Origin of the sequence: Winogradskyella pacifica (assembly GCF_003386275.1) — a bacterium.
GTDB classification, from domain to species: domain Bacteria; phylum Bacteroidota; class Bacteroidia; order Flavobacteriales; family Flavobacteriaceae; genus Winogradskyella; species Winogradskyella pacifica.
In genome coordinates this window covers 296,039-317,514 of record NZ_QREI01000004.1, presented here as the reverse complement: position 1 = coordinate 317,514, position 21,476 = coordinate 296,039, and the positions used below count along the sequence as shown (strand labels likewise).

The following is a 21,476-nucleotide window of genomic DNA, read 5'->3' as shown; positions in this document are numbered from 1 at the left end:
AATTTTTGAGCTATACTAAAACGATGTCCAACACTCTATGAGGACAAATAAAAAAAGCATTAAACGGTATATTCTAATCCTTATCACCTTAGGATTATTATTTATACATTTTATTTTTCCGCGTTTTATTGTAGAAACGAGAAACCCTATTGCAGAATTATTTAAAACTGAAAAAGCTACAAACCTTAAAACAGAACTTAATAACAACTCTAATTTCAAAAGAAAGAAATTAACCATTATAACTTTTGATAAGCTTAAACTATCTGCTCTACTCACCTACTCGAACTCAGCAAATGCTAAAGGCACAATTATACTACTCCATGGAAGTAGCCATACTAAAGATCATTTTATAGATTTAAGTGAATTTCTTTCAATCAATGGTTTTAACTCCGTCGCATTAGATTCTAGAGGGTTTGGTGAAAGCGAGGGGCAATTTTTCACCTATGGAGCTAAAGAAACTAAAGATATTCAAACAGTAATTACCCAATTAATTAATAATGAAAAATTAGATAATATAGGACTCTGGGGACAATCCATAGGAGGAGCCTTCACCTTACAAACAATGGGCATTGACAAACGGGTTAAATACGGCATTGCAGAAAGTTCCTTCACAGACTTAAAGGCAAATATTCAATATTATTTTAAGCGTCACACAGGATTCAATCTAAAGTTTTTCAGCAATTATCTTGTGAACAGCGCAGGGCGTATTGCCGGTTTCGACCCTGATGAGGCTAACCCATACAAATACAGCGAAAATATCACACAACCGATATTAGTTGTTCATGGCACCAAAGACAAAGCCATTCCTGTTGCAAAAGGAAAAGCCAACTACTTAAGAATTAAAAGTATTGACAAAGAATTTATAGAGCTTAAAGCTGCCGGCCATTCGGATATTTGGGAAATTGGAGGCGAAGATTACTTTAATTCTATTCTGGAATTTCTGAACAGACAAGCCTCGTATTCAAACTAAGTACTTAGTTAAAATATCGTCATTACTTTGATTTTCATTATTTTATATTTAGATTAGTAGAGAATTCTTATAAAACACTAATCCATTAAACCCATCAGTCAATGAAAAATTTTAGTATTGGTACATTAGTAATAATGTGCCTAACCTTCGTGTTTCCAATAAATGCTCAGGTTGTAGCCACAGAATCAAAAGTTAATTATTCCCCATCAGATCTTATTCCCACCGACTCCAATGTTAAAACAGGCACTTTATCAAATGGCCTTACCTATTACATTCAAAACAATCCAAAACCAGAAAACAAAGTAGAGCTAAGACTCGTTATTAATGCTGGTTCTATCTTAGAGGATGAAGACCAATTAGGCCTAGCTCACTTTATGGAACACATGTGTTTTAATGGCACTAAAAATTTCGAAAAAAATGAGTTAGTTGATTATCTACAAAGCATCGGAGTAAAATTTGGAGCACATCTAAACGCCTACACTAGCTTTGACGAAACGGTTTACATCCTTCCTATACCTAGCGATGATCCGGAAAAACTTGAAAAAGGTTTTCAAATTATCGAAGATTGGGCGCACAATGCGCTTTTAACCGATGAAGAAATCGACAACGAACGTGGCGTTGTTTTAGAAGAATACCGTTTGGGTAAAGGAGCTGACGAGCGAATGATGCAAGAATATCTACCAAAAATGATGCATGGATCTATGTATGCAGAACGTCTCCCTATTGGCACAAAAGAAAATTTAGAAACGTTTAAATACGAAAGCCTAAAGCGTTTTTATAAAGATTGGTATAGACCAGACTTAATGGCCGTTATTGCTGTTGGTGATATTGATGTAGCAGTATTAGAAGAAAAAATAAAATCACATTTCGGACATATAAAAAACCCGAAGAATCCAAGACCTAGACCGTCATTTGATTTACCTAATCATAAGGAAACCTTTGTCGCTATTGAATCTGACAAGGAAGCACCTTTCTCAAACGTACGATTAATGTTTAAGGATAAGGTAAACTCTAAACCAGATGTGACTTACGCTGATTACAGAAAATCTATGGTAGAAAATTTATTCTCTCAAATGATAAATAATCGACTAGATGAAATTAGAAATGGCGACAACCCTCCTTTTGTATATGGCTTCACCTATTATGGCGGCACGTATGCACGTACTAAGAACGCATACCAATCTTCTGCTATGACGAGTCCAACCGGGCAATTAGATGCCTTAAAAACACTTTTAGTAGAAAACCAACGTGTTCGCCAACATGGTTTTTTCGAAGGAGAATTTAATCGGGCAAAAAAAGACATCATTGCCAACATGGAACGTGCCTACAAAGACAGAGACAAAATGGAATCGAATAGAATTGTAGGTCGTTATGTTAGTAATTTCTTAGAACAGAACCCTATCCCTAGTATGGATTGGAGGTTCGATTTTATGAATTCACAACTACCTACTATTACATTAGATGAAGTTAACGCATTGATTAAATCTTATATTAAAGAAGATAATCGCGTAGTTATACTTACAGGTCCAGAAAATGATGACTTAGAGCAAGTTAAAGAAGCGCAAGTACTAGAGTTATTAGATTCAGTTAACGCCATGGATTTAAAACCTTATGAAGACAAAGCTGTTGCGACCTCCTTAATTACTAAAATGCCATCTAAAGGTAGCATTGCAGACTATAAAACTGACGACATACTAGGCACAACCACCTTATTCTTAAGCAATGGCGCTACCGTAACCTATAAAAAAACTGATTTTAAAAATGATGAAATTTTATTTGATGCGTTTAGCTACGGAGGAACGTCATTATACACAGATGAAGAATACAAAGCAACCTCTAATGCTAATGGAGGTTTAACAGAAGCAGGTGTTAATGGTTTTGATAAGATTGAATTAGGAAAAATGATGTCTGGCAAAATCGCAAATGTAAGGTTGTCAATTGGTACTTATAGCGAAGGTTTATCAGGTAATACAACGCCTAAAGATTTAGAAACACTATTTCAATTAACCCATTTGCATTTTACAGCTTTAAACAAAGATGAAAATGCCTTTAAGAGCTTTGCAGATAAACAAAAAGCATTTTTAGGCAACCTATTATCAAGTCCACAATTTTATTTTCAAGATCAATTATCAGAGTTTATCTATGGAAAAAACCCAAGATACACCGGATTTCCAACTGCTGAAGACATGGACAATGCGGACTATAACTTAGCATACGAAAAATACAAGGAACGTTTTGCTGATGCAGGTGATTTCAATTTCTATTTTGTGGGTAACATCGACGAAACTAAACTCGTTGAATTATGCGAAACCTATTTAGCAAGTTTACCATCAACAGAAAGTAATGAATCTTATAAAGTAAGTGATTTTAGACCACTAACAGGTTCTCACGAAAAGATAGTTGAGAAAGGTGAAGATCCTAAGAGCTCAGTAAGAATAACCTATCATGGCCCAACGGATTACGATGAAAAAGAAGCTCATGCCTTAAAAAGTTTAGCAGAAGTTTTATCAATTAAATTAATTGAAAAGTTACGTGAAGAGGAAGGAGGCGTTTACGGAGCTGGTGCCAATGCGAGTATTAGTAATATGCCTTATGATTGGTTTAGATTTAATATTAGCTTTCCTTGCGGTCCAGAAAATGTTGATAAACTTATAACAGCAACCATGAAAGAAGTTGATCTTTTAATAAATGAAGGCCCAACAGAAAAGGATTTAGAAAAAGTAAAAAAAGCTCAAATCTTAGATTATGAAGAAGATTTAAAAACGAATAGATTTTGGCTAGGACAACTTAAAAATGCAGATTATCTTAAAAAAGATGCGCATAATATCTTAAAATTTGAAGACGCTGTAAATAGTTTAACCGTTACCGACTTGCATAGTGCGGCGAAAAAATATTTAACTCAAGGTTATATTACTGGTATTCATAATCCAGAACAATAAAATAACATTTTTAATATTAAGCAGCCTTTTATGTTTCTATAGAAGGCTGCTTTTTTTTATAGAACTGTTAACAACTTCAATTTCTTAAAGTCGTAAATAATCGTAATTTTAAGCCCTTATATTTAACCAAATCATTTAATGGGTAAAATCATTGCAATAGCAAATCAGAAAGGAGGAGTTGGTAAGACAACAACCTCAGTAAATTTAGCCGCTTCACTAGGTGTCCTAGAGAAGAAAGTCCTACTTATAGATGCCGATCCTCAAGCCAACGCAAGTTCGGGTTTAGGTATTGATGTAGATGCTGTTGAGATAGGCTCGTATCAGGTTTTAGAACACACTGCTTTAGCAAAAGACGCCATTGTAGCATCTAATGCCCCTAATGTAGATGTTTTACCTGCTCATATCGATCTTGTAGCTATAGAAATAGAGCTTGTAGATAAAGAAGAGCGTGAGTACATGCTTAAAAAAGCCATTATCGACTTAAAGTCAGAGTATGATTACATTTTAATTGACTGCGCACCGTCTTTAGGATTACTTACTTTGAATGCATTAACAGCTGCAGATTCTGTAATTATACCTATTCAATGCGAATATTTTGCATTAGAAGGTTTAGGAAAACTGTTAAATACTATTAAAAGTGTACAGAAAATCCATAATGAAGCGTTAGACATAGAAGGTTTATTATTAACAATGTTCGATTCTCGTTTACGCTTATCTAACCAGGTCGTTGAAGAAGTTCAGAAACACTTTAGTGATATGGTGTTTGATACGATTATTCAAAGAAACGTGCGCTTAGGAGAAGCCCCAAGTTATGGAGAGAGCATTATTAACTACGATGTAAGCAGCAAAGGAGCAGTAAATTATTTGAGCCTTGCAAAGGAGCTGATTAAGAAAAATGAATTATAATGGCGAAAGCAACAAAAAAACAAGCATTAGGACGTGGTCTTTCGGCCTTATTAAAAGATCCTGATAATGATATAAATTCTGCAGAGGATATAAATGCAGATAAAGTGGTTGGTAATATTGTAGAACTCGATATTGAAAGTATTGAGGTCAATCCATTTCAACCAAGAACTAATTTTAACGAAGAAACATTAAAAGAACTGGCGTCTTCTATACGCGAGCTTGGAGTTATTCAACCTATAACGGTTAGAAAATTAGCGTTTAACAAATACCAATTGGTATCTGGGGAACGTCGTTTTAGAGCGTCAAAATTAATTGGTTTAGAAGCTATCCCTGCCTATATAAGAATAGCTAATGACCAAGAGTCGTTAGAAATGGCTTTGGTGGAGAACATTCAACGTCAGGATTTAGACCCAATAGAAATTGCTTTATCCTACCAACGTTTAATTGACGAAATTCAACTTACACAAGAGCAAATGAGCGAACGTGTTGGAAAAAAACGTTCTACGATTGCAAATTATTTGCGTTTATTAAAGTTAGATCCCATCATTCAAACAGGTATGAGAGATGGCTTTATTAGTATGGGGCACGGACGTGCTATGGTCAATATTGAAGACCAAGTAGACCAACTAGAAGTTTACGAAAAAATCATTACCAATAAATTATCCGTTAGAGCTACGGAACAATTAGTAAAGCATTTAAATACTGATGCACCGGCTAAAGCAGAAGAACCTACTTTCGAAATTCCTAAGCATATTAAAAAAGGAGTAAGAGACTTTTCAGAATACTTCGGACATAAAATAGACGTTAAGGTGACTAAGACCGGAAGCGGAAAAATAACCATACCGTTCCATTCTGAAGAAGATTTTAACCGAATTAAAAAATTAGTTCAACGTGACAAATAAAGGGTTTTACAGTCTTTTAGTGTGCTTGTTCTCTATTCTTTTTTCATTTTCACAAATCGAAAAAGACAGCACTGGTATTGCCATAGAAGAGAGTCCGATTATTGCAAATGAAACCTTAGTTAAAAAAGAAATAGATCCTTTAAGACCTTCTAAGGCTGCATTTTACTCTGCAGTACTTCCTGGTTTAGGTCAGGCTTACAATAAAAAATATTGGAAAATTCCGATTGTTTGGGGAGCTATAGGTACAGGTGTCTACTTTTTTGTAAGAAATGATAAGCAATTTGACCGTTATAGAGATGCTTACAAAAGTCGTTTAGCAGGTTATACAACTGACGAGTTTTATGGTTCAATTTCTGATGATGGACTTATTAGAGCACAAGAGCAGTTTAGACGAAATAAAGAAATGTCGGTTTTAATAACTTTAGGTTTATACGCCCTAAATATAATTGATGCCAATATAGATGCGCATTTACTTCAATTTAATGTTGATGAAAACCTAAGTTTTAGTCCACATTATCAATACAACCAAATGGAAAACACTTCGGATTTGGGATTAACATTTAATTTTAAATTTTAACATGAAAATAGCGTTACTCGGTTATGGAAGAATGGGAAAAAGTATTGAGGCTATCGCAGTAAATCGCAGTCACAATATCGTATTAAAAATATCAGATGCAGATTCTAATTATGATTTTGCTGATGCTGATGTTGCCATAGACTTTAGTATTCCATCGGTTGCCGTCGCAAACATAAAAAAAGCTTTAGATGCTGGTGTCCCTGTAATATCAGGAACAACAGGTTGGTTAGATCATTACGATGACGTCATCGACTATTGCAGGGCTAAAGAGGGCACATTTCTATATGCTTCAAATTTTAGTTTGGGTGTTAATCTTTTCTTTGAACTCAACAAAAAATTAAGCGAATTAATGTCTGGATTTTCTGAATACACAACAGAAATAGAAGAAATTCATCATACACAAAAATTAGATGCACCAAGCGGAACAGCAATCACGTTAGCAGAGCAAATTATAGAGCACACCGATTATAGTAATTGGACTTTAGACGCGCCAAAAGCTACCGAAATTCAGATTGATGCTAAACGCATTGAAGGAATTCCTGGCACTCATGAAGTTACTTATAATTCTGAAGTAGATGCCATAAGCATTAAACATACAGCGCACAGCAGACAAGGTTTTGCTATGGGAGCTGTAATCGCTGCAGAATGGATAAAAGATAAAAAAGGCATCTTTAGTATGAAAGATGTCTTAAACATTGATTAATTTGCCAATATATTGCAACGCATTAAAATAATTTTCAACCTACACTAGACAAAATATAAGGTTATGACCTGGACACAATGGTTTATTTTTATACTCATTTTACAAATTATACATGGACTAGCGACATGGAAATTATATATTAAAGCAGGCAGAAAAGCTTGGGAAGCCTTTGTGCCAATTTACAACGCCGTGGTTTTAATGAAAATTATCTCACGCCCTTGGTGGTGGGTAATTTTAATGTTTTTACCAATTGTAAATCTTATTATGATTCCTGCAGTATGGATAGAAACAGCGCGTTCTTATGGAAAAGACAGTAAAATCGATGCCCTTTTATGCATTGTTACTTTAGGCTTTTACCTGTTCTACCTCAATTATGTTGCAGACGTTAATTATATTAAAGATAGGCAGCTTAAACCAAAAACAGCGACAGGAGAATGGATAACATCTATCCTTTTTGCTATAGTAGCTGCAACAATTGTTCACACGTATTTCTTTCAACCTTTTGTAATTCCTTCCTCATCTTTAGAAAAGTCTTTATTGGTCGGTGACTTTCTTATTGTGAGTAAGTTTCATTATGGTGCACGTACACCTATGACCACAGTTGGAGCACCGATGGTACATGACACCATTCCTGTTATAGGTAAAAAATCGTATTTATATAACGATAATTTTGAAGAACGTAACACGTCTTGGATCAATAAACTTCAGTTGCCTTTTTTCAGATTTCCAGGTTTTGAAAACGTAGAACGTAACGATATCGTTGTTTTTAATCAGCCAGCAGATACCTTGCTGAACATGAATGATTTTTATCCAGACCGAAATTACTACAAGCCTATCGATAAAAAAACCAACTTAGTAAAACGCTGTGTTGGTGTTGCTGGTGATACTTTAGAAATTAGAAATGGCTATGTCTTTATCAACGGGAAACAAAATCAATTACCACCAAGATCTCACTTACAGTTTTCTTATGATATTACGTTTAACAGACAATTACAACCTGCCCGAATTATTGATATCTTGAAGAAATATGATATCACAGATGGTCTAGGTTATGGAACAACAGAAGGTTCTTATTCTATACCTGCTGCAACGGATGAAGCAGTTGCTAAATTAAGATTACACCCAGAAGTAGCGTCTATTGTACCAACAAAACAAGAAGATGGTGTTGATGGCAAGATTTTTCCTAGAGACGCTAATTACCCTTGGAATTCAGACTTCTTTGGACCAATGTGGATACCGAAAGCTGGTGGTACAGTTAACTTAACTCCTGAAAATATTTCTATCTATAAACGTGCTATTGGAGAATACGAAGGGCACAATGTTGTGACTAGAGGTGATCAAATTTTTATTGACGACCAACCAGTTACATCGTACACGTTTAAGCAAGATTACTATTGGATGATGGGAGACAATAGACACAATTCTATTGATAGCCGGTATTGGGGATTTGTGCCAAACGATCATATTTTTGGTAAGCCTGTTTTCATTTGGATGAGTATTGATGGCATTAATGATGGTATTAAAAATTGGAGTTTCCGTTGGGATCGCATATTTACAACCGTGAGTGGTGGCCATGAACGTACCTCTTATTTAATTCCGTTTATTGTCCTTGTTTTAGGAATTACATTCTTTAACAAGTGGAGAAAGAAGAAAAAGGCAACATCATAAAAACAGACTCAATTAGTCGCTATGACAGGTCTTATATATTCAACATATTTTCCAAATATTGCACACTTTTGGGCTGTTATAAATGCGGATTCCATTCATCTTGAAGTTTCTGATAACTATCAAAAACAATCGTATAGAAACCGAACCGAAATTTATGGTGCTAATGGTAAGTTGGCTTTAACAGTTCCTGTAAGTTACACTCAGAAGAACAGACAGCTTTATAAGGATGTGAAGATTGCTAATGAAGAACAATGGCAACTTCTCCATTTAAAGTCGCTACAATCAGCTTACAGTATGTCTCCATTTTTTGAGTTTTATATCGATGACCTTATGCCGTTATTTGAAAAGCAATTCGATTATATATTAGACTTTAATTTGACATGTTTTGAAATCCTGACAAATAGCCTTCAATTAAATACTCAACCTATTCAAACTACCGCGTTTGAAAAAGAACCGATAGACAAAATAGACTATAGAAATTTAGTAAAGCGAAATTCCGAAGTCAAAACATTTGAGCCTTACACCCAAGTTTTTACTGAGAAGCATGGGTTTATTCCTAATCTTAGTATTTTAGATCTGCTATTTAATGAAGGACCAAACACAGAATTATATTTAAAAAAACAAGAATTAGTGCTCATATAAAAGCGTAAATCTTGAAAAATTCAAATAGTAACAGAGCGTAGCCTAAGTCCTAGCTTAAACATGACTTAATCACATAAATAATGCTTCAATCCTCTATTCATTACGGTTTACACTTTGGCTTACCTTTAGTCGTGGCTATTGTGTTTTATAAGACGTATTGGTTAAAGGCTTATGGCATTATGATATTAGGTATGTTAATAGATTTAGACCACTTATTGGCAAATCCTATTTTTGACCCTAACCGTTGCAGTATTAACTTTCACCCACTCCACTCCTACTATGCAATTGTGGTTTATATAGCGCTGCTAATTCCTAAAAAGTTACGATTGATTGGTCTTGGATTGGTAATTCACATTATTGCAGACACCGCAGATTGCTGGCTAATGTAGTTTACTGTAAACTAAGCGTGGTTTTTATAGGGTAATGATCTGATAATTTTACATCAAAAGTTTTAAAACCATTAACTGTAAAATCTTCATCCGCTAAAATAAAATCGATTCGCATCGGGAAAAACTTAAAATCGTAAGTTCTACCAAAGCCATTACCAGCAGCTTCAAAGGTATCTTTTAAATCGTTGCCCTTCACCATTCTATAGATATAAGAATAAGGTGTATTATTAAAATCACCAGTTACTATCGTCTTATATTTCGTTTTGGACTTGTGCTTTAAAAACAATTCTACTTGATCTTGTTGTGCTTTAAACGTTGCACCAACTTGCTTAAACAAATGACTAGATGTTTCTTTTTTAAGCTTTTCCACATCAGTTTCAATCCCTGAAGATTGCAAGTGAAATGTATAAACTCTAATTGTATCTTTTTGCTTTACAATATCAACAAAAATAGCATTGTTATAGGTGTTAGGAAATTCTAACGAACCCGAATTGATAATTGGAAATTTAGAGTAAATAGCTTGTCCACCTTTAACGTCTTTATTATAAGTAGCATTAAAGTCATTGTATCCTTCAAGTTTTACTCGTTCGCTTCTAGGATATTCTTGAAGACACAAAATGTCTGGTTGTTCTTTCTTTATAAAGTCGAGAATAGTCTCCTTTACTGTTTTATCCTTCAACCAATCATACTTATTAAATAGTCTGACGTTAAACGACATCACAGAAAAACTCGCCTCATCTTTAGTATCTTCTGAAGCTGAAAACTTATACATTGAATTTATATAATTCCAGCCTAGTAACAACACAATTAACGATAACAGCATTTGTTTCTTTACACGAAGTAACCAGTAAATAAAGAAAACAATATTGGCTAAAATCAATAAAGGAACACCTAAACTTAAAACAGACAATGACGCAAAACTTCTCGGTGAAACATAAGGTAGAATGTAAGATATGAGCAATAAAAATGCCACCAACGAATTGATGACAAACACAATTTTACTACCAAATCTTAAACCTTTCACGCGTTTTAGTCTTTACCTACTTTAAATAAAAATGCTTTTTCCTCGGCTGTTAAACTCTCATAACCACTTTTACTAATCTTATCGAGAATCGTATCAATCTTCTTCTGTTTATCTAACGTATCAGAAGGATTTTTAGTCTTCTTAGTCGTTGTACTTTTAGATTTATTTTTATGAACCGTTTTTAAGTTAGATTTAGGTTTAAATAAATTCATAAAACTATCCATAGTCCGCTCAAATCCTTTTCCTATATCTACACCCTTGAGCAATTTAGTCGCATAAATATAACCTAATAAATACCCTCCTAAATGCGCAACATAACCACCTTGATTAAGTCCTAAAGACATTCTAAACACATCTAAACCAACGATAACCATAGCGATATGTTTCCATTTTACATTAAAGGAATTAAACAATCTAATTTCGCTATTAGGCATATAAGCAGCCACAAAAAGTAATAACGCACTGACTCCTGCAGATGCACCTACAAGTACTCCAGAAGCATTAAAGAAACTCAGTGGCACCAAATTAGCAACCGCTAAATAGGCTAAACCACCAAAAATAATTCCTAAGAAATAAATATTAAGAACCATTTTTTGGCGAAATAGATTTGTTGTCACTCTAGATAGATAGTAAAGAAACAACATATTAAACGCCAAGTGCAACAATCCATTATGTAGAAAGCCATAAGTAATTAAAGACCATGGTTGAAACAGAAAATCCATGATATCTGATGGCAATTCAAAATAGCTAAACAGATTAAACCGCAATAATGATTTAAAAATAAGACCAATAATAAATACGATAATATTTATCGCAATGATCTTACCGAAAACATCGAGGTTCTTAAATTTATATTTTAAATCTTCAATTGTACTCATAGTTAGTTCCAACGGAATTTATTCATGTCATTTTTTTTCCAATACCACATAATCAAAAAGCCAATTACTGCGCCTCCGACGTGTGCCATATATGCCGTATTACTAGGACTAAAGAAAGAGGTTCCGGTTATTGCCGATATAACATCCAATAATATTATTCCCGGAATAAAATATTTAGCTTTAATTGGTATAGGTAAAAATATCATCATTAATTCAGCATTCGGGTTCATCATACCAAAAGCAGCTAAAATTCCCATAATACAGCCAGACGCTCCCACCATAGCACTTCGGTTAAGAACATTTAAATCAAATAAAGCCTTAAAATTATCACCCGTAATCTGAGTCGTAAAATTAGCCTCATTTAATAATGGTATCATTTTTTGATGAAGAATTTCGCCCTGAATATAATCACCTGACAAGGCATCGATATTCATTATTTTATGCAAAAGCTCAGTACTTAAATTTAAGTCAGCAATACTCTGCATTGCAGTAAAATAATCTACATAATAATAACCTAATTGAAATAATAAAGCTCCAAAACCAGCAGAAAAGTATACAAATAAAAACTTTTTGGTTCCTAAACGTTGCTCAACAGGTGTACCAAACATCCAAAGTGCAAACATATTAAACAGAAGGTGTGCAGGACTGCCGTGCATAAACATATGCGTCACAACTTGCCACGGTTGAAACAAATCATTTGTAGGAAAAAACATTGAGAATAAATTATCAAACAATTTACCATCACCTAATGTAACTGTCCCTATAAACATTACTACATTAATAATAATTAAATGCTTTACTGCATCTGTTATATTAAATTTCATATACTACATGAATTTTTTTTCAATATCATCAACTGCCATCGTAATAAACGTTGGTCTATTGGTTGGTGATACATTGGGTTCCTTACAGGCAAACAAACTATTTACCATATGTTCTTGTTCTGTGCTGTTTAATGATTGACCGTTTTTAATAGCTAAACTCTTTGCCATAGATTTAGCTAACAAATCTGCAGCACTAAAATTAGTGTCTGGCACATCATTTTCTACATCGCTAATTAACTGTTCTAAAATAATAGACACTTCACTTTCTGGCACTCCAACAGGAACACCAGTTATCATAATCTCCTTTGCACTCAATTCCGAAAACACAAAACCTGTATGCTCTAAATCAGCTTTTAGGTCTTCTATAATTTTTATTTCGTTGGGTGTAAAATGCAATTGTAACGGAAATAATAATTGCTGACTTGTCGCTTCTTTTATCGTAATATGCCTTAAAAAGTTTTCATATAAAATACGTTGATGTGCCCTATTCTGGTCTATAACTAACATGCCAGATTTTAAGGTACTCACAATATATTTTTGTTGCAATTGAAACGTCGTTTTTCTAGTTTCAATAGACGAATCACTAAAAATAGACTCGTTTTTAGATTCACTTTCAAAAGTCACCTGACTAAAATCAGATGGCGAATTATTAGCTTTCGATTCTAAACCTACATACAAACTTTCCCATGATGCTGTTGGTGAAGACTTAAACCCAGTATTATGACTTGTGGTCTTTTGTTTTATACCTGACTCCTCTGCAAATGGATTAAAACTACGATCCACTTCAATAGCTGGCGTGGACGCTTTTTTATCCCTGTAATCATAAGGCGTATTTAAACTACTCTGATGTTCAAAATCTAAAACTGGTGCAATGTTGAATTGCCCTAAACTATGCTTAACAGCAGAACGTAAAATCGCATAAAGCGTGTGCTCATCATCAAACTTAATTTCTGTTTTTGTTGGGTGAATATTGATATCTATCGATTTCGGATCAACGGTAAGATTTAGAAAATAGCTAGCATGATAACCATCTTTTAACAAGCCTTCAAATGCCGATTTAATAGCATGATTCAAATAAGGACTCTTAATAAAACGTTGATTGACAAAAAAGAATTGCTCCGATTTTGTTTTCTTAGAGAAATTAGGTTTACCCACAAAACCTGAAATTTTCAAAACTTCCGTTACCTCTTCAACTGGCACTAACTTTTCATTGGTTTTAGTTCCAAAGATATGCACCACACGTTGTCTGTAGTTTTCTTCTGGAATATTAAACAAATCACTACCGTTATGATAAAAAGCAAAAGCAATATTAGGATGCGCTAAAGCAACACGATGAAACTCGTCTGTAATATGGCGAAGTTCAACAGTGTCGGACTTTAAAAAATTACGTCTTGCCGGAATATTAAAAAACAAATGTTTTACTGCAACGGAAGTTCCTGTTGGGATTACGGAAACTTCTTGAGATTTCACCTCACTACCTTCAATTACAATGACAGTTCCTAAATCGTCTTCGTCTTGTTTCGTTTTAAGTTCAACATGCGCAATCGCAGCAATACTCGCTAATGCTTCGCCTCTAAAACCTTTCGTATTGAGTTGAAATAAATCTTCAGCAGCTTTGATTTTTGAAGTTGCATGACGCTCAAAACTAAGACGAGCATCGGTAACACTCATTCCTTTACCGTTATCAATAACCTGTACTAAGGTTTTACCAGCATCTTTAATAATGAGTTTAATTTCTGTAGCGTTGGCATCTATGGCGTTTTCCAATAGTTCTTTTACTACTGAAGCCGGACGCTGAACGACCTCACCTGCTGCAATTTGATTCGCAACATGATCTGGTAAAAGTTGAATAATATCTGACATTAGCTTTGTGGAAGGAAAATAGATAAATCGAAACCAATAATAAACAAAAACAGCAAGATTAAAACTGCAACAATAATAATAACGCGTTTATTAACATTATCATCCGGATTGTGCTTGTAGTCATCAATAGCAGCACTAAATTTTCCTTTAATACCTTTTGCAGGAGATATTGAAGTTCTATGCTCATCAAACTTATGCTTAAGTTCAAACGGATTACCGTCCCCTTTGTAATAACGTGGTTGATAATTAAACTTTTTATTTTTTTTCAATTTCATGAATCCCATAATAGTCTTATCTAATATATCCTTCAAGAATATAAATTATAACAAAAATCAAAACTAATAATATGATCAAAGCTGGTAATGAAGAGAGGAATTTGCCTCTACTTTTGTCTCCATCTTTAGCATCATTCCATTTTGCTTCGAAGTCGGCTCTCGACTTTTTGTCTTCGGAATCCTGAAAACGAGGTTTATAATTAAAACGTTTATTTTTTCTTTGCTTAAACAAGTGGCTCTTTAATTAAACTTGATTAATCTCAAAAGTACTGAAAATACAAGGAAATATACCTTAAGGATTCCTTAAAATTATTAACAAAAAGGATGCCAGAGTTGGCTGTTGGCTGTTGGCTGTTGGCTGTTGGCTGTTGCAAAAATAATTTTAATATTTACTAATACAGGAAACTAAAGGAATTATACAAATGAGAGAGCCTTCTACATGTTTCATATCAAAGACTAATGGCTAATGGCTAAAACCTACAACGTCTCCTTACGTAAAGCTGCCATTTTTATTGCCGCAATTGCTGCTTCGGTACCTTTATTACCATGTATGCCGCCAGAGCGATCAATAGATTGTTGTTGTGTATTATCTGTAAGCACACAGAAAATTACAGGGATATCTCCTTTTACATTAAGATCTTTAATACCTTGAGTGACCCCTTCGCATACAAAATCGAAATGTTTTGTTTCACCTTGAATAACACAACCAATAACAATAATAGCATCTAACATTCCGGAGTCGGCATAGATACTTTTACTCATTCTGGCTGCACCGTAAGTTAGCTCAAAAGCACCTGGAACATTCCAACGTACAATATTTTGCTTTATGGCTCCGCAATCTAAAAGGGCATCAAAAGCACCTTGCCATAACCCTTCGGTAATGGTGTCATTCCATTCTGAAACAACAATCCCAAACCGAAAATCTTTCGCGTTTGGGATTGTTGCTTTATCGTAAGCCGATAAATTATGATTTACTGTAGCCATAGACTATAAGCTTGCTTCTGCTTTTCCGATTAAAACATCTGCATTCTTAGCTTCAGTTGAAGCAGAAAATTCAGACTTAATACGCTTTAAATATTCTAAAGCTTTCGCATTTTCTCCTAAATCCATAGCAACACGCGCTGCTTTCATTAAGTATAATGGAGTTGTAAAACTATTAACGTTAGCTTTAAATGCTTTTTCGTAATACCCTAAAGCATCCGATTTTTGATCTAATTGTACAAATGCATCACCAATACCACCTTTTGCGATAGGATTTAACATTTTATCATCACTTGAGAAATTTCCTAAATGCTCTACAGCATTCTGATAATCTTTCAAATTCAAATATGCCATACCAGCATAATAGTTTGCTAAATTGGCGGCAGGACTTCCTCCATACTCATTAATAATATCTAGCATCCCGTATTTACCTTCACCACCATCTAAAGACATTCTATACAGTGAATCTGAAGATATACCACTTACAGCATCATCAAAATACTTTTTAGCAGTATACATTTCGTTCATAGCATCCTTTTGTTGTGGCTCTGCTACTAACTTATTATAACCTAAATATCCTAGAACAATTAAAGCTACTGCTCCAACTAAACCTAAAATATACTTTTGGTTCTTAACAGCCCACTCTTCTGTTTTGGAAGCACCTTCATCTAAAGTGTTAAACACTTCTGCTGTTGTTGATTCTTCTTCAAAAACCTCTTCCTTCTCTTTTACTGTCTTCGGTTTGTAGCCTCTTTTCTTATACGTTGCCATAAATTGTCATTTTGTGCGTCCGCAAAAATAAAATTTTTATTGGGATTTAAAAGCCTATTTATTTGTTATTTTTGAATTATTAATTACACGTTGAAAATGCTTGATTACATCAGTAAAATTAGGCATAATGTTATCTTTTCATGAATCTAAACACGCTATCTTTAGTTAATTATAAAAATTTTGAAAGTCAGGTTTTCGATTTCGACGTCAAAATCAACTGTTTTGTTGGTGCCAATGGTATCGGAAAAACGAATGCATTAGACGCCATTTATCATCTAGCTTTCGGAAAAAGTTACTTTAATCCTATTGCGGTTCAAAATATCAACCACAACGCAGAGTTTTTTGTAGTGGATGGTAATTTCTCCAAATATGAACGCACCGAAAAAATCATTGTATCCTTAAAACGTGGCCAGAAAAAAGTCATTAAAAAGAATGGTAAGGCCTACGAAAAGTTTAGTGAGCATATTGGATTTATACCGCTCGTTATTATTTCTCCTGCAGATCGCGATCTCATTATTGAAGGTAGTGATACCAGACGTAAATTTATAGATAGTGTTATTTCTCAAAGTGATAAAAGCTATTTAACGGAACTCATTAATTATAATAAGGTACTCTCTCAGCGTAATGCATTGCTGAAGTATTTCGCTGTCAACAATACCTTTAATAATGATACGCTGTCTATATATAATGAACAGCTTCATAATTATGGGACGGAAATATTTAAAAAACGAGATGCGTTCTTAAAAACGTTTATTCCTATTTTTAAAGCACGTTACGAAGCCATAAGTCAAAGTAAAGAAACCATCGATCTACAATATAAAAGTGATTTATTTGATGATGAATTAATGGATTTACTTAAAAAGACGATTAATAAAGATAAAGCGATTCAATATACGACTGTCGGTACACACAAAGATGATTTGGTCTTTTTAATTGATGACTTTCCGATTAAAAAGTTTGGAAGTCAAGGGCAACAAAAATCATTTTTAATAGCGTTGAAGTTGGCGCAATTCGATTTTATAAAACTACAAAGTGGAGTCTCTCCTATTCTATTATTAGATGATATTTTTGATAAGTTAGATGAAAACCGAGTAGCGCAAATCATCAATCTCGTAGATGACGAGCATTTTGGACAAATATTTATAAGCGATACACATGCCGAACGTACTGAAGATGTGATAAAGCAAACCCACCAATCCTATAAAATTTTCAAATTATGAAAAACTATTTTTGGCTACTCTGCCTTTTTATATTTAGCTGTTCTCCAAACCAAGAAATCTACATTGAGCACGTAGAAGGGTATTGGGAAATTGAAGAAGTTACCATGGCAGATGGCAGTAAAAAAGAATACAAGTTCAACGAAACTATAGATTACATAAGTGTAAATGATAGCTTAAAAGGTTTTAGAAAAAAACTAAAACCCGGCATAAATGACACCTATTTTACATCTGATGATGCGGAGACCATTCAATTAAAAGTTGAAGACAACAAATTAAACATATACTACACAACTCCTTATGCGAATTGGACTGAAACGGTTTTAGAGGCCACACCAACCCAACTTAAAATCGTTAATGAGGATGAAAATGTGTATCTTTACAAACGTTACACTCCTATAAAATTAGATTTAGAATAATTTCAATTAATTGGGCAACAGAGCGATTAAAATACGTAAAGACAATTAGAAATGGCAAAACGAAATAACGATAACCAACCCATACAAGACATTCTAAAAGAGTTTGTACAAACCAACAATTTACAGTCTGGTTTAGATAAAGTAGATGTGCGCGAAGCTTGGGCAAATCTTATGGGAAACGGAGTTAATAATTACACAACCGCAATTGAATTAAAACACGACACACTCTATGTACAACTCAGCTCTAGTGTGCTACGTGAAGAATTGAGTTACGGTACAGATAAAATTATAAAGATGCTTAATGAATCCTTAAGAAAGGAAGTCGTTAAGAAGTTGGTGCTTCGATAGTTTTCAGCCTTTAGCCTTTAGCCTTTAGCCTTTAGCCTTTAGCAAATTAGTTATTCATTTTTAATTTAGTTCTTAAAATTTTAATTTTCCTTCTTTTTCTCCGTGTAAACTCTGTGTCGCTCTGTGTAAAAACGTCGTATACTTTAAGCCCCCCCCTCAAATCCCACTACAATCTCTCGCGTATAGCCTTTAAGTCGCAAAGCTTCTATCCCTTGGTATTTCGTTCTAGTTACAGTGTCACTAATTCACATTCAACACTACTAATAATTAGTGCAGTCCGTGCCTCACATTAACAATAATTTTCCTATTTTTAAATTCTCTATAATTTAACTTCATGAAGTATTTTAAACTAATTCTATCCTTCGGACTAACGATAGCCATTTTCTTTGCGCTAAACACTAAGTTCGGATCCATTCCACCTATTGGTAAATTCTTAAATCCATACACTGGAGTCTGGCAAAATGAAACCGACGAATCCATTACAGGAGAGGTTTCGATTCCCGATTTAAAAGACAACGTCACCGTGCATTATGATGCCGAATTAATTCCGCATGTTTTTGCTCAAAACGATCTCGATTTATACAGAGCACAAGGCTATCTTACAGCAAAGCACAGGCTATGGCAAATGGAATTTCAGACGTTTGCAGCTTCTGGTCGGTTATCTGAAATTATAGGAGACGCCGCACTTAATTACGACCGACAAGAACGTAGACGAGGCATGGGTTACGGGGCTGAACAAACTCTAAATAAAATGGCAGAAGATGAAACCACTTCAGCCATGGTGCAAGCCTATGCAGATGGGGTAAATAGCTACATTAATCAATTAGAGCCAAAAGATTTACCGGTTGAATATAAACTACTGGATTATGAACCCGAAGCATGGACACCTAAAAAAACGGCTTTGTTGTTAATGTATATGACTAAAATGTTGGCTGGTGGAGACGACGACATGGAAAACACGAATGCCTTACGATTGTTTGGACAAGAACGATTCGATTTATTGTTTCCAGATTTCTTCGACATTACAGATCCAATAATCTCAAAAGACACCGATTGGAGTTTTATTGATGTGCCACAAACACCAACACCAAATAGCACACCTGTTTTAGATTCTATTTCCGAAACTATCGATAAACCGAATCCAGATAACGGTAGTAATAACTGGGCTGTTTCTGGCAAAAAATCAACTACCGGAAATGCTATTTTAGCTAACGATCCACATTTAGGTTTAAACTTACCTTCCATTTGGTTTGTTATGCAATTGAGCACTCCAGACCACAATGCCTTTGGTGCCACATTACCTGGTGCATTAGCTGTTATTTCTGGTTTTAATCAACATATTGCTTGGGGAGAAACCAATGCCACAAGAGATGTTATTGATTGGTATAAAATTGAATTTAATGAGGATAGAACACAATATAAATTCGATGACCAATGGAAAGATGTGTCTGTACGCGTTGAAGAGATTAAAATAAAAGGTAAAGAAACCTACAAGGATTCTGTACTCTACACACATCATGGTCCTGTGGTCTATGATAAAAACTTTAAGTCCGACCAAGAATTAGCGGGTTATGCCATGCAGTGGACAGGTCATATTCCTGGGAATGGCCAAAAGACCTTCACCGAATTAAACAAAGCTAAAAACTATGATGACTATACTGAGGCTTTAAAAAACTGGATTGCACCTGCACAGAATTTTGTGTTTGCATCCACCGAAGGAGATATTGCATTATGGATACAAGGCTTATTACCGAATAAATGGGAAGGTCAAGGGAAGTTTATTATGAACGGTAGCAAATCTGAAAACGATTGGCAAGGATTTATCCCACAAGAATTTAATGCACACACTAAAAATCCGGAACGTGGTTTTGTAAGTTCTGCGAATCAGCATCCTGTTGACGAAACCTATCCATATTATGTGTTTAATGATGGCTATGAAACCTATAGGAATCGTGTCATTAATGATTTCTTTAATTCTAAGGATAAGTTTAGTGTTCAAGATTTCAAGGATTTACACAACAATAACTATAACCTTAAAGCTGCCGAAATTGTACCCTATATGTTAGAGCACATGGATAATTCTAGCTTAACTAAAGAAGAAAAAGCCATCTATGATGAAATAAAGACTTGGCAATTTAATAACGATATTAACGAAGTTGGACCTAGTATTTTTAGACAATGGTATGGAAAACTTTATGATATGGTTTGGGATGAGTTTGATGTAGAAGATACAGCCTTAGAACAACCATACACCTACCAAACCATTTATTTATTAAAAAATAAAGGCGATGATGCCTTTATGGATATTGTAGACACCCCTGAAACAGAAACCGCAAAAGACTTATTTTTATTAGCCTTTAAAGCAGCTGCTGCACGTCTTATAGAAATTAAAGCCGAAAAAGGCGACTACACTTGGCTAACTTATAAAGCCACTCATGCAAGTCATTTATTACAAGGCTTACCTGCTTTTTCTGTTTTCGATATTCCTATTGGTGGAGATCGAAGTATTGTCAATGCCACTTCCGAAGACCACGGCCCATCTTGGAGAATGATTGTAGAAATGACCTCACCTCCTACTGCTTTTGGTATTTATCCAGGTGGACAATCTGGAAACCCAGGAAGTAAATATTACGATAATTTTATAGACGATTGGGCTGCCGGAAAATACCATAGCCTTAATTTTCTACAAAGTAATACGGCAACCGACGCTATTATTGGCACACAAACCTTAACACCAAAGAACTAATGAGCAAAAATATCATCAATTTTATAGTCACTATAGTCTTAGCATATGTATTATCCTTATTTCTGCCATGGTGGTCTGTAATGACAGCCGCATTAGCAACAGCTTTATTTATACCCTTAAGAAAAGCAGCCGTGTTTTTTATTCCGTTTCTAGCCGTACTTTTATTTTGGTTTGTAATGAGTTATTTTTTAAGTAGTGGAAACGATTTTACGTTAGCCAAACGTATCGCTGTGCTCTTACCATTAGGAGGTAATCCTTATGTTTTAATGCTGGTTACAGGTGTTGTTGGTGGCTTGGCTGCAGGAATTTCTGCGATTTTCGGAAAGCAGTTAAGTTTAGTTTTGGTTGGTAGGAAGTGAGGTTGAAAGCTATTCTTTTTCCGTAAAACGGATGAGATAAAGTGTGTATTTATATTGTTGTAACTAGTTGTGCTG

The 21,476-nt window shown here is 34.5% G+C and carries 21 protein-coding genes; 14 read left to right on the top strand and 7 right to left on the bottom strand.

Features of this window, described 5'->3' with window-relative positions; all coding sequences use genetic code 11:
• Positions 1-37: 37 nt before the first annotated feature.
• From DFQ09_RS10920 to DFQ09_RS10880, 9 genes are all read left to right on the top strand, one after another.
• Entirely contained in the window at positions 38-970 is a 933-nt protein-coding gene (locus DFQ09_RS10920) for an alpha/beta hydrolase (protein ID WP_115810230.1), read from the top strand.
• 101 nt (positions 971-1,071) lie between these two features.
• The gene (locus DFQ09_RS10915; RefSeq protein WP_115810228.1) at positions 1,072-3,909 is read left to right on the top strand and encodes a M16 family metallopeptidase; all 2,838 of its coding nucleotides are present in this window, start codon (positions 1,072-1,074) and stop codon (positions 3,907-3,909) included.
• A gap of 138 nt (positions 3,910-4,047) precedes the next feature.
• A complete protein-coding gene (locus tag DFQ09_RS10910) occupies positions 4,048-4,815 on the top strand; it encodes a ParA family protein (RefSeq protein WP_115810226.1) in 768 nt (255 codons plus the stop codon).
• Positions 4,815-5,717: a ParB/RepB/Spo0J family partition protein gene (locus tag DFQ09_RS10905; protein ID WP_115810224.1), complete on the top strand. Its 903-nt coding sequence runs from the start codon at positions 4,815-4,817 to the stop codon at positions 5,715-5,717. The genes DFQ09_RS10910 and DFQ09_RS10905 overlap by 1 nt, the downstream gene beginning before the upstream one ends.
• Positions 5,707-6,294 (top strand): DUF5683 domain-containing protein, encoded by a 588-nt coding sequence (locus tag DFQ09_RS10900; protein ID WP_115810222.1) that lies wholly within the window; start codon positions 5,707-5,709, stop codon positions 6,292-6,294. Before DFQ09_RS10905 ends, DFQ09_RS10900 begins: the two co-directional genes overlap by 11 nt.
• Before the next feature lies 1 nt (position 6,295).
• A complete protein-coding gene (gene dapB / locus DFQ09_RS10895) occupies positions 6,296-6,997 on the top strand; it encodes a 4-hydroxy-tetrahydrodipicolinate reductase (protein WP_115810220.1) in 702 nt (233 codons plus the stop codon).
• A 63-nt stretch (positions 6,998-7,060) separates the two neighbouring features.
• A complete protein-coding gene (lepB, locus tag DFQ09_RS10890; protein WP_115810218.1) occupies positions 7,061-8,665 on the top strand; it encodes a signal peptidase I in 1,605 nt (534 codons plus the stop codon).
• A 21-nt stretch (positions 8,666-8,686) separates the two neighbouring features.
• Positions 8,687-9,307, top strand: coding sequence for a WbqC family protein (locus DFQ09_RS10885; protein ID WP_115810216.1), 621 nt, complete (start codon positions 8,687-8,689; stop codon positions 9,305-9,307).
• Between the two features lie 80 nt (positions 9,308-9,387).
• A complete protein-coding gene (locus DFQ09_RS10880) occupies positions 9,388-9,696 on the top strand; it encodes a DUF6122 family protein (protein ID WP_115810214.1) in 309 nt (102 codons plus the stop codon).
• A gap of 1 nt (position 9,697) precedes the next feature.
• Here DFQ09_RS10880 and DFQ09_RS10875 read toward each other — a convergent pair whose 3' ends face one another.
• From DFQ09_RS10875 to DFQ09_RS10840, 7 genes are all read right to left on the bottom strand, one after another.
• A complete protein-coding gene (locus DFQ09_RS10875) occupies positions 9,698-10,720 on the bottom strand; it encodes an endonuclease/exonuclease/phosphatase family protein (protein ID WP_115810212.1) in 1,023 nt (340 codons plus the stop codon).
• Between the two features lie 5 nt (positions 10,721-10,725).
• A complete protein-coding gene (locus DFQ09_RS10870) occupies positions 10,726-11,598 on the bottom strand; it encodes a rhomboid family intramembrane serine protease (RefSeq protein WP_115810210.1) in 873 nt (290 codons plus the stop codon).
• A gap of 2 nt (positions 11,599-11,600) precedes the next feature.
• Positions 11,601-12,422 carry a rhomboid family intramembrane serine protease gene (locus DFQ09_RS10865; RefSeq protein WP_115810208.1) on the bottom strand — a complete coding sequence of 274 codons (822 nt, stop codon included), beginning with the start codon at positions 12,420-12,422 and terminating at the stop codon, positions 11,601-11,603.
• Between the two features lie 3 nt (positions 12,423-12,425).
• The gene (gene mutL, locus DFQ09_RS10860) at positions 12,426-14,285 is read right to left on the bottom strand and encodes a DNA mismatch repair endonuclease MutL (protein ID WP_115810206.1); all 1,860 of its coding nucleotides are present in this window, start codon (positions 14,283-14,285) and stop codon (positions 12,426-12,428) included.
• Positions 14,285-14,569 carry a riboflavin synthase subunit beta gene (locus DFQ09_RS10855; protein WP_115810204.1) on the bottom strand — a complete coding sequence of 95 codons (285 nt, stop codon included), beginning with the start codon at positions 14,567-14,569 and terminating at the stop codon, positions 14,285-14,287. The genes mutL and DFQ09_RS10855 overlap by 1 nt, the downstream gene beginning before the upstream one ends.
• Before the next feature lie 468 nt (positions 14,570-15,037).
• Entirely contained in the window at positions 15,038-15,544 is a 507-nt protein-coding gene (gene ribH / locus DFQ09_RS10845) for a 6,7-dimethyl-8-ribityllumazine synthase (RefSeq protein WP_020896071.1), read from the bottom strand.
• A 3-nt stretch (positions 15,545-15,547) separates the two neighbouring features.
• Positions 15,548-16,312, bottom strand: coding sequence for a tetratricopeptide repeat protein (locus tag DFQ09_RS10840; protein ID WP_115810200.1), 765 nt, complete (start codon positions 16,310-16,312; stop codon positions 15,548-15,550).
• 140 nt (positions 16,313-16,452) lie between these two features.
• On the opposite strand from DFQ09_RS10840, the gene recF reads away from it, so the two are divergent.
• From recF to DFQ09_RS10815, 5 genes are all read left to right on the top strand, one after another.
• The gene (gene recF, locus DFQ09_RS10835; RefSeq protein WP_115810198.1) at positions 16,453-17,532 is read left to right on the top strand and encodes a DNA replication/repair protein RecF; all 1,080 of its coding nucleotides are present in this window, start codon (positions 16,453-16,455) and stop codon (positions 17,530-17,532) included.
• Positions 17,529-17,948: a lipocalin family protein gene (locus tag DFQ09_RS10830; protein WP_115810196.1), complete on the top strand. Its 420-nt coding sequence runs from the start codon at positions 17,529-17,531 to the stop codon at positions 17,946-17,948. The genes recF and DFQ09_RS10830 overlap by 4 nt, the downstream gene beginning before the upstream one ends.
• A 51-nt stretch (positions 17,949-17,999) precedes the next feature.
• Positions 18,000-18,296 carry a DUF721 domain-containing protein gene (locus tag DFQ09_RS10825; RefSeq protein ID WP_020896067.1) on the top strand — a complete coding sequence of 99 codons (297 nt, stop codon included), beginning with the start codon at positions 18,000-18,002 and terminating at the stop codon, positions 18,294-18,296.
• 334 nt (positions 18,297-18,630) lie between these two features.
• Positions 18,631-21,042: a penicillin acylase family protein gene (locus DFQ09_RS10820; RefSeq protein ID WP_115810194.1), complete on the top strand. Its 2,412-nt coding sequence runs from the start codon at positions 18,631-18,633 to the stop codon at positions 21,040-21,042.
• On the top strand, positions 21,042-21,401 hold the full coding sequence (locus DFQ09_RS10815) for a hypothetical protein (RefSeq protein WP_115810192.1): 360 nt from the start codon (positions 21,042-21,044) through the stop codon (positions 21,399-21,401). The genes DFQ09_RS10820 and DFQ09_RS10815 overlap by 1 nt, the downstream gene beginning before the upstream one ends.
• Positions 21,402-21,476 lie beyond the last annotated feature (75 nt).